Origin of the sequence: Synechococcus sp. R55.7, assembly GCF_047461955.1 — a bacterium.
Taxonomy (GTDB): domain Bacteria; phylum Cyanobacteriota; class Cyanobacteriia; order Thermostichales; family Thermostichaceae; genus Thermostichus.
In genome coordinates, this window is record NZ_JANSIC010000332.1 from 1 (window position 1) to 1,625 (window position 1,625).

Annotated in this window: 1 pseudogene; it reads left to right on the forward strand. The window is 61.7% G+C overall.

From position 1 onward, the window contains the following. Positions 1-1,625, forward strand: a pseudogene (locus NW820_RS12270) (type II secretion system protein); the annotation flags it as partial.

Consider the following 1,625-nt stretch of genomic DNA (forward strand, 5'->3'; position numbering starts at 1 on the left):
GACAACCCACCCCCAGGCGCCCTTTCCGAGGTGGGCTTGGATGGCTACTGGGAGCGGCGGGCCCGTGTGGAAGGTCTGCGGGTGATCGTGGGCCAGCGGCTGGAACTAACCCGCACCGATTCTTTGCCTTTGCCTCTGGTGCCCACCGGGAATGCGGATGATCCCACCAAGCTGCAGGCCATTTTCATCAGCAACGAGGCGCGGCAACGGCTAACCCTGCGAGATAACCCAGCGGCGGTGCAGGCCACTGCCGTTTACCACTACAGCCACCGAGATGGGCGCTTCCCCATTGCTTGCCTGGCCACGGTAGCCCACCCCGGCTCTCCCTGGAGCTTGCAGCGGGCTTCCACCTTCCCTACCGGCGACCAGCGCACTCAACTGGGCATCAACTTCTTTACTGGAGAGGGCACCAACGTTTGGGAGTATGACCCCGAGCCGATGCGGAAGCAACTGCGGCCTGGCACTCCTTTGTGGACAGCGCTCACCAACCTGGCCAATTTTGCCGGCGATCCTGACGGGGCCTATCCACCCAAACAGGAGCCAGGCCGCATTCACCCGGATCCGTTTATTACGGCCTTTGGCAACTTCTCGGAGCTGCGGCGGGTTATTGATATCGTCAACCGAGGCACCTCTGTTGACCAACTGAGCCTAGCTGACCAAACCACCCTGCAAACGGCAGGCTGCATGGTGGGCATGTTGGCGGACAACATCCTGCGCATTGAGGCGGCTGCCACTGCCAGCAATCCCATAGCCGAAATCCTCCGGGATGACATCCAAGCCAGCCGAGCTGGGAACCGAGAAGCAGCCAACCGGTTTTATCTGCCGCTGCGCTACATTTTCCCTCTGCAGACCTTCCACCACAGCGTGCCCCCCAACCCCGACGATCCCCTTGAAGATGAGCGGAGGCAGGCCTACCCCTTCCTACAGGGGCCAGTAACCTATCAAGCCGTGGTGGATCTGGAATCCATGAGGCTGAGGCCCCGGGCCACCATTGACCAGTGGACTTTGCCCCGTGCCACTGCCAACTGCTCCAATAACACTGCTGGCCCCAACAGCAACCAATTTGAGCTGATCCGAGTTGGCAGCCAGTGCCATCGCGTGCCCTTCAAAGATTCTGTCTTCTACGATGGCCGCGAGGCGATGGCGGTGCGGGCCCTCAACATCGACCTGGCCCTGCTGACCAACAACGTCAACGGACAGGCCAGGGGGTTGATTAAAGGGGACACTTGGCTGCCTGCTGGGATTGGCGAGAACCGAGAAGGGGGGATTTTCTACGCCTTCCGGGAAGATGCCGTGCGGGAAGATGCCATTGCCCGCCCACCCTTGGGCGCTTTTGCTGGCTACCTGACCAACTGGCGCAACGCAAACGCCCGCGGCACTTTGGGCAGCGCTGGCGTTATGAACGCTGGTCAGCCAGGTCGCGACACGGCGAATGGTCAAACGGTCTGGGATCCCCCTGTTTCCAATCCAGGTGGACTCAGCCCCAAACCGGTGGACTACTATGCCGATCCGGATCGGCGGCCCTACGGCTTCCGGCTGCGCAACGGGGCGGTGCTGGCCCGCGGCGGGTTCAACCCTGATGACGCGATTTTTGGCCTCTCCTTCGTTTCCGACAACCCCGTCTA